The organism is Nostocoides japonicum T1-X7, from assembly GCF_001046855.1.
Lineage (GTDB): Bacteria > Actinomycetota > Actinomycetes > Actinomycetales > Dermatophilaceae > Nostocoides > Nostocoides japonicum.
This window is the reverse complement of sequence record NZ_HF570958.1, coordinates 3,478,324-3,485,514: the sequence shown is the minus strand read 5'-3', so window position 1 is coordinate 3,485,514 and position 7,191 is coordinate 3,478,324. Positions and strand designations below refer to the sequence as shown.

Here is a 7,191-nt window from a genome sequence, read left to right as displayed (position 1 = left end):
GCCGGTACCGAGAGCGTGACGGGTGGCCGGGGCCGAGCCGGCGGGGGAGTGGGGCCCGGAGTCGGGCCCGGCACGGGCGGCAGCGCCGGCAAGGCCAGGTCGTCCGGCAGCGGCCGCGGCGACCCTGGCGGCCGCGGCAGCCGCAACGGTCAGTCCGGCGGTAAGGCCGGCTCGACCTCCACGGGGGCGTCCCGAGAGCGTGCCACCCGCGACGGCGGCCCGCACGCCGTCAACCGGACTCGACGGCTCGCGGTCCTCGCGACCGTCGTCGCGCTCCTCGCGATGTTCGTCGGACCGACGGTCCACGCCTATCTCGGCCAGCGCAGCCAGATCTCGCAGCTGCGCGAGCACGTCGCGGCGCAGGAGCGGGACGTGACGTCCCTGCAGAAGCAGCAGCAGCTGTGGACCGACGACCAGTACGTCATCCAACAGGCGCGCCAGCGGCTGAAGTTCGTCAAGGTCGGCGAGAAGTCCTACACCGTCATCGACGGCGACGCCGACTCCTCCGACACCGGGCTCGCCTCCGCTCCGGCCTCGAGCGACGACCACCCGTGGTACGGCCGGCTCTGGGAGTCGGTCGGCGTCGCGGACGCGCCCGCCGCCCACCCGTGACGCAGCCGCGGACCCGGGACGCCGGCACACCGGCGGCGTCGGACCCTCCCGGCGTGAGCCGCACCGCGTCGGATGCTCCGGCACCGACGCCGGACCGGGCGGACCCGCATACGGGATGGCCCGCACCGACCGCGGCGGACGTCGAGGCGGCGTCCCGCCAGCGGGGACGGCCGATGCGGGGCATGGTCGCGGTGGGGCACCGGTGCCCATGCGGAGAGCCCGACGTCGTCGTCACGGCGCCTCGGCTGCCCGGCGGAACGCCTTTCCCCACAACGTTCTACGCGACCTGCCCCCGCCTCACGGGTGCGGTCAGCACCCTGGAGTCTGAGGGGATGATGCGCGCCATGACCGAGCGGCTCGGCACGGACGCCGAGCTGCGATCCGCGTATGCCGCGGCCCACGAGGACTACCTCGCCCGGCGGTCGGCCCTCGGGTACGTCGCGGAGATCGACGGGATCAGCGCCGGCGGTATGCCGGACCGGGTCAAGTGCCTCCACGTCCTCGTCGCCCACGCCCTCTCGGTCGGCCCGGGCGTCAACCCGCTCGGCGACGAGGCGCTCGCCGCCCTCCCCGAGTGGTGGGCCGACCACCCGTGCAGCGAGACTCTGGAACCATGACCGACGGGACCCGCCGCGTCGCGGCCATCGACTGCGGCACGAACTCCATCCGCCTCCTCGTCGCCGACGTCGAGGGCGACAAGCTCACCGACGTCGAGCGGCGCTCCGACGTCGTGCGCCTCGGCTTCGGCGTCGACCGCACCGGCGTCATCGACCCCGAGGCGATGGCGCGGACGCTCGCGATGTGTGAGACGTACGCGGAGTCCTGCCGCGCGCATCGCGTGTCCGGGATCCGGTTCGTCGCGACCTCGGCGTCGCGGGACGCGCGGAATGCCGGGGAGTTCGTCGCGGGGGTCGTCCGGGTCTTCGGGGCGGCCGGCTTCGAGGTCCGGCCGGAGGTCATCAGCGGGCACGAGGAGGCGGCCTTGTCCTTCCGGGGGGCCACGGGCGCGCTCGCCGCGGCCGGGTATGCCGGGCCCTACCTCGTCGTCGACCTCGGCGGTGGCTCGACCGAGCTCGTGCGGGGCACCGATGCCGTCGAGGCGGCGTACTCCATGGACATCGGCTCGGTCCGGATGACGGAGCGGCACCTGGCATCCGACCCGCCCACCGATGAGGAGGTCGCGGCTGCCGTGTCGGACGTCCTCGACGCCCTGGCGACGGCGGAGGAGGACGTGCCGCTCTCCGGCATCCGGACCCTCGTCGGCGTCGCCGGGAGCATCACGACGGTGACGGCCCACGCACTCCGGCTCCCGGCATACGACCGCACCGCCATCGACCTCGCTCGACTGTCGTCGGACGCCGTCGTCGCCGCGTGCGACGACCTGCTCCATGCGACGAGGGCGGCACGAAAGGCCTTGCCGTACATGCATCCCGGCCGGGTCGACGTCATCGGGGGCGGGGCGCTCGTGTGGCGAGAGGTCGTCCTGAGGATGGCGGCCGAAGGGGTGACCGACGTCGTGACGAGCGAGCATGACATCCTCGACGGCATCGCCCTCAGCATCGCCGACTGACCGTCCTGCGCCGGGCCAGTCGACCGCTGACGTCCCCGCCACAGGGCGGCCCAGGGGTGGGTCGGCCGATCGCTCCGGCGGCACGGCGGCCGGCGCGAACTGATCTGAACCGCGTCAGCCGAGGACGCTCGAGAGCCCGTGCCAGGTGACGGTCATGACGATCTCCGTCGCGTCCTCGGCCGACATGCCGGGCGTTCGGAGCCGCCACACGGCCACCCGCTCGCAGGTCCCGCCGACGACCTCGGCGTACCCGCGGAGCACCCACTCGGGCACGTCCTGGAGTCCCGCCGCACGGGAGAGGATGCGGACGGCGAGGTCCGCCTGCTCGGTGCGCACCGCCTCGACCCCGGTCGCCACCGCGGTCCCGCGCCCGCCCTCCTGCTGGATGAGGGCGAACACGCCGCGATGGGCGTCGATGAAGTCGAAGAACGCCCGGACGCTGCGCCGCATCCCCTCCTCCGGACCGGCGTCCGGTGGCAGGCTCCGCCACACGTGGACCGTCCGGTCGTGCAGCTCCTCCCGGGCCCGAGCGATGGTCGCCGCGAGGAGACCGTCCTTGGAGCCGAAGTGGTCGTAGATGACCGGCTTGGTGATGCCGGCCCGCTCCGCGATCTCCTCGACGGTCGCCGACGCGTACCCCTTGGTCGAGAAGACCTCCTCCGCGACGTCGAGCAGCTGCGCCTCGCGATCCGCACGGGCCATCCGCGGTGGTCGTGGCGTGCCCGGCGCGGGCCCGCGACGGCTGCGGCGCTCCGCCGACGGAGCAGGTGAGTCCACGGTGCGCATACGAGCCTTTCCGGGGGAGAAAGGGGTTCACAGTGTGACAGACCGGACCGGTCTCCGGGCAGCCCTCACCCCGCCGGGGTGCTCGCCGCTAGCGTGGGCGCCGCCCCCGTAGCCCAACCGGCAGAGGCAGCCGACTTAAAATCGGCCCAGTGCGGGTTCGATCCCCGTCGGGGGCACTCGCTGGCGCGACTGCCCCCTCCGTGGGCCCACCCGTCGAGACAGGGGCACTCGCTGGCGCGACGCCGTGGGCGCGGACGGAGAAGTTGCATCCGGACGGAGAAATAGCTCCGTCTTGATGCAACTTCTCCGTCCGGGTCGAGCCGAAACCTCAGCCGAAGGTCGCCGGGTCCGGACCGGTGCGGCCGCCGCTCTCGAGGCCGTCGATGCGGGCGAGTTCCTCGTCGGTGAGGGTCACCTCGACGCTCGCGAGGTTCTCGACGATGCGCGAGGGCGTGACGGACTTCGGGATGGCGATGCGTCCCTGTTGGCGGTGCCAGGCGAGGACGACCTGGGCCGGCGTCGCCGCGTGCGCCTCGGCGATCGTCGTCACGACGTCATCGGTGAGCACCGCGGCCTGCGCGAGCGGGCTCCACGCCTCGGTCGCCACGCCGTGCCGGCGGTCGGCCTCCTGCGCGGCGCGCTGCTGGAGCGCCGGGTGCGCCTCGATCTGGTTGACGGCCGGCACGGTACCGCCGAGCGCGACGACCCGCTCGAGGTGCTCGGGCAGGAAGTTGGAGACGCCGATCGCACGGACCCGGCCGTCGGCATACAGGCTCTCGAACGCCTGCCACGCCTCGAGGTACCGGTCCTGCTTCGGGGCGGGCCAGTGAATGAGGTAGAGGTCGACGTAGTCGGTGCCGAGCTTCTCCAGCGACTCCTCGAACGCCTGCGGAACGTCGCCCTGGCGGTCGTTCCACAGCTTCGTCGTGATGAACAGCTCCTCCCGCGGGATGCCGGAGGTGTCGACGGCCCGCGCCACGCCGCGCTCGTTGCGGTAGAGGGCGGCCGTGTCGATGCTCCGGTACCCCGCCTCGAGGGCGTGCTCGACCGCCGCCTGCGTCTGGTCGTCGGGGATCTGGAACACGCCGAACCCGAGCTGCGGGATGACGACGCCGTTGTTGAGGGTCACGGTGGGGACGACGGGGGACATGGGTCTCCTTCGCGGGTGGTTGGGCCATGCCTGGCCGGTATGCCAGGCCTCAGGGGTATGCCGCGGCCTTCCGGTATGCATGGTCTACCCCGTTCCCGTCGGTATGCCACACGCCGGGAGGCGGGTGAAGGCCCCGGACGTGGGGCGTGGCCCGACCCGGGGGAACCGGCATACGGGCACCACCATGGTCAGCGGCGGGGCCGCCGGTGGGGGACCGGCCCGACCCGGGGGCACCGGCATACGGGCACCATCATGGTCAGCGGCGGGGCCGGGGGTGAGGACGCGGCGTGACCGAGGGCACCGGCATACGGGCACCACCATGGTCAGCGGCGGCGGGCCTCCTCCCGCTGACGGACGAGGTGGGTCGTGCCGCTCTCGTCGAGCTCGGCAACGTCGGCGCGGGACTTCACGAAGTCCGAGAAGGACCGGAAGCCGAGCGCCTTCTCGCTGAACGACGGATCCATCCGCTTCATCTGGGACTTGACGACCGAGCTGTGCAGCCACTCCGCGTCGTCCCGCCGGTGGACGACCCGCAGGGCGCGGGTGAACAGGCGCGTCGCGTCGGCCTGGGTGAGTCCCGGCGTCTCGTCGCTGGGGCCGGCCGCCTTGGCGTCCTCGCCGACCGTGTCCTCGCTCGGCCCGCCCTCGCTCGGCGCACTCTCGCCGGGCCCGGCGTCGGCGCCGCGCGCGGCGGTCTCGTCCGCCTGGGCCTTCTTGGACGCCTTCGTCGAGGCCGCCTTCCGGGACCGTCCACCGGACCTGGAGGCCGCCTCGGCAGCCGTGGACGTGGTCTCGGCGACCGATCCGGAGGCGGTGGCGGGCGCGGGAACGTCGTCGGGTCCCTCGGCGACGATGCCGGGCAGGTCGTCGTAGGAGACGAACTCGTCGCACGCCGCGGCGAGCGAGCGTGCCGTCGACCCGGCGACGCCGATGCCGACGACGTACCGGCCGAGCCGCTTGCACCGTTGGGCGAGCGGGACGTAGTCGGAGTCGCCGCCGACGATGACGACGTGGCTGAGGTCCTCCAGCCGGAACATGTCCTCGACGGCGTCGACGGCGAGCCGGATGTCGGCGCCGTTCTTGGCATACGCGGCGGCCGGGAAGAGCTGGACGAGGTCGACGGCGCGCCCGACGAGCTGACCGCGGTACTCCGCGTTGACGGGCGCCGACCAGTCGGCATACGCCCTGGTCAGGACGAGGGTCCCGTAGGAGGCGGCGAAGTCGAGGATGGCTCCGACGTCGACGTGGGCGTCGCCCGCGAGGGTGCCCCGGGACCGGTCGCGGATGAACTGGCCGCGGCCGTGCACCTGGTCGTACCGGGAGATGACGATGTTGTCGAAGTCGATGTAGACCGCGACGCGGGCCTCGACGGTGTCGGTCATGGGGTCCTTCCGTGCGGTGAGGGTTGTCCACAGTCTCTCGTGCCGGGAACTTTTCGTGGGGCTCGTGCGCCTAGAGTTGTGTACGGGTCCCGGTCACGGTGGCCGGCCCACGTGACCTACGGAGAGCCACATGAACGACAACCCCGTCTTCAAGCGGGTCGAGCGCGACGCCCGACAGGGGTATGCCGGGTTCGAGGAGCCCCGCTCCACGCCCCAGCAGGGCGTGACCTACGGGGGCCCCGCGCCGATGAGCACCGAGCAGCTCGAGGACCTCTACAACCGTCCCGCCGCGAGCGCCGTCCAGGCCGGCCGGGTGACGATGGACGACGTCGTCATGAAGACGGCCGCGCTCTTCGGGCTCGTCGTCGTCTTCGGTGCGGTCGGCTGGACCGTCTCGGCGAACAACCCTGGTCTCGGGTCGGCGCTCTGGCTCATCAGCATCGTCGCGACGCTCGGACTCGGCATCGCCATCGCCGTGAAGAAGACGATCAGCGTTCCGCTCATCGTCACGTATGCCGTCGTCGAGGGCCTCATGGTCGGCGCGGTGAGCCAGTTCTTCAACGAGGCGTGGCCCGGCGTCGTCGTCCAGGCCGTTCTCGCGACGCTCGCCGTCTTCCTCGGGATGCTCGTCCTCTACAAGACCGGCGTCATCAAGGTGACGAACAAGTTCCGCCGGATCATGACGATGGCCATCGTCGGCTACTTCATCTTCTCCCTCGTCAACCTCGTCTACGCCCTCGTCACCCACACGACGTTCGGCATCGGCGGGACGAGCGGGCTCGGCATCATCATCTCGCTCTTCGCGACGGGCCTCGCGGCGTTCACCCTGAACCTCGACTTCGACTCGATCGACCGGGCCATCGCCTCGGGCGCTCCCCAGAAGTACTCCTGGCTGCTCGCCCACGGCCTCATCGTCACCCTCGTCTGGCTCTACCTGGAGATGCTGCGGCTGCTCGCGCGGTTCCAGCAGCGCTGACCGTCGGCGTCGTCCGATCCCGCCGGCCTCTGGTCGACGTCCATCCATCGAGTTCGTATGCCGTCCTCGCCGGTTCCCCCGTCGGTCGCCGAGGAGCTTCGTCGCCTCGAGGTTCGCTGGCAGCAGCTGGCGCTCCCCGAGGCGATGTCACGTCTACCGGTGGTGCGGGCCGTCGTCGAGTCGATCGCCGGGGAGCCTGTCCCTGACCTCGGGCCCGCCGTCGTCATGGACCAGCTGACCGTCGTCGTCTACGACGCCTGCCTCGCGCTCGCAGACCACCCGCTTGCGCCGGCCGGAGGGTCGAGCCCGCCGGCCTCGGTGGGCGCCGGTCCGAAGCCCGTGTCCTCGGACGGCTCGGGTCCGCCGCCTGCTGAGGGTGACGATTGGGTCGCTGCCTCGCCGGTCGGAGGGTCGAGCCCGCCGGCCGGAGGGTCGAGCCCGCCGGCCGCAGAAGGGGCCGGCATGGCAGACCTCCTTGAGCAGCTCATAGCCCTACGGCGTGCGTTGACCAGCTGACTCGGGGCGATCCGTCGGTGGGCATGTGGCCCTCGGTCCTCCTCGTCAGGTGGGCACCCGGCCCCGTGGACGGCAGGTGCCGGGTTGTCGTGGTCGTCCGGGCCGGGCCGGGCGGGCCGGGGCAGGCCGGGCGGACACCGTGGATGCGCTTGCGACGCCGCGGGTTTGTCCGGTGCTGGTCGTCGACGACGGCTGTCCG

7 protein-coding genes and 1 tRNA gene are annotated in these 7,191 nt (G+C 72.3%); 5 read left to right on the top strand and 3 right to left on the bottom strand.

Features of this window, described 5'->3' with window-relative positions:
• The 3 genes from BN12_RS15755 to BN12_RS15745 form a co-directional block, all read left to right on the top strand.
• Positions 1-612, top strand: a 612-nt coding sequence (locus BN12_RS15755) for an FtsB family cell division protein (RefSeq protein WP_083454694.1), incomplete at its 5' end; no start/stop codon positions are given.
• Positions 613-665: 53 nt separating this feature from the next.
• Complete coding sequence (locus BN12_RS15750; RefSeq protein ID WP_407667803.1) at positions 666-1,229, top strand: DUF501 domain-containing protein; 564 nt, start codon at positions 666-668, stop codon at positions 1,227-1,229.
• On the top strand, positions 1,226-2,182 hold the full coding sequence (locus BN12_RS15745) for a Ppx/GppA phosphatase family protein (RefSeq protein ID WP_048553940.1): 957 nt from the start codon (positions 1,226-1,228) through the stop codon (positions 2,180-2,182). Before BN12_RS15750 ends, BN12_RS15745 begins: the two co-directional genes overlap by 4 nt.
• Positions 2,183-2,296: 114 nt before the next feature.
• Here BN12_RS15745 and BN12_RS15740 read toward each other — a convergent pair whose 3' ends face one another.
• Complete coding sequence (locus BN12_RS15740; RefSeq protein WP_048553939.1) at positions 2,297-2,884, bottom strand: TetR/AcrR family transcriptional regulator; 588 nt, start codon at positions 2,882-2,884, stop codon at positions 2,297-2,299.
• A gap of 186 nt (positions 2,885-3,070) precedes the next feature.
• Between BN12_RS15740 and BN12_RS15735 the strand changes: the two genes are divergently transcribed.
• Positions 3,071-3,144, top strand: a tRNA-Leu gene (locus BN12_RS15735).
• Between the two features lie 152 nt (positions 3,145-3,296).
• Here the strand turns inward: BN12_RS15735 and BN12_RS15730 are convergent.
• Positions 3,297-4,118: an aldo/keto reductase gene (locus BN12_RS15730; protein WP_048553938.1), complete on the bottom strand. Its 822-nt coding sequence runs from the start codon at positions 4,116-4,118 to the stop codon at positions 3,297-3,299.
• A gap of 323 nt (positions 4,119-4,441) precedes the next feature.
• Positions 4,442-5,500 (bottom strand): NYN domain-containing protein, encoded by a 1,059-nt coding sequence (locus BN12_RS15725; protein WP_048553936.1) that lies wholly within the window; start codon positions 5,498-5,500, stop codon positions 4,442-4,444.
• A 130-nt stretch (positions 5,501-5,630) separates the two neighbouring features.
• Here BN12_RS15725 and BN12_RS15720 point away from each other — a divergent pair, with 130 nt between their 5' ends.
• Complete coding sequence (locus BN12_RS15720; protein ID WP_048553934.1) at positions 5,631-6,476, top strand: Bax inhibitor-1/YccA family protein; 846 nt, start codon at positions 5,631-5,633, stop codon at positions 6,474-6,476.
• Positions 6,477-7,191: the final 715 nt, after the last annotated feature.

What these genes read in the sequence shown, in the direction of transcription:
- BN12_RS15745 (WP_048553940.1), top strand. Translation starts at nt 1,226, where the DNA reads ATGACCGACGGGACCCGCCGCGTCGCGGCCATCGACTGCGGCACGAAC.
- BN12_RS15740 (WP_048553939.1), bottom strand. Translation starts at nt 2,884, where the DNA reads ATGGCCCGTGCGGATCGCGAGGCGCAGCTGCTCGACGTCGCGGAGGAG.
- BN12_RS15730 (WP_048553938.1), bottom strand. Translation starts at nt 4,118, where the DNA reads ATGTCCCCCGTCGTCCCCACCGTGACCCTCAACAACGGCGTCGTCATC.
- BN12_RS15725 (WP_048553936.1), bottom strand. Translation starts at nt 5,500, where the DNA reads ATGACCGACACCGTCGAGGCCCGCGTCGCGGTCTACATCGACTTCGAC.
- BN12_RS15720 (WP_048553934.1), top strand. Translation starts at nt 5,631, where the DNA reads ATGAACGACAACCCCGTCTTCAAGCGGGTCGAGCGCGACGCCCGACAG.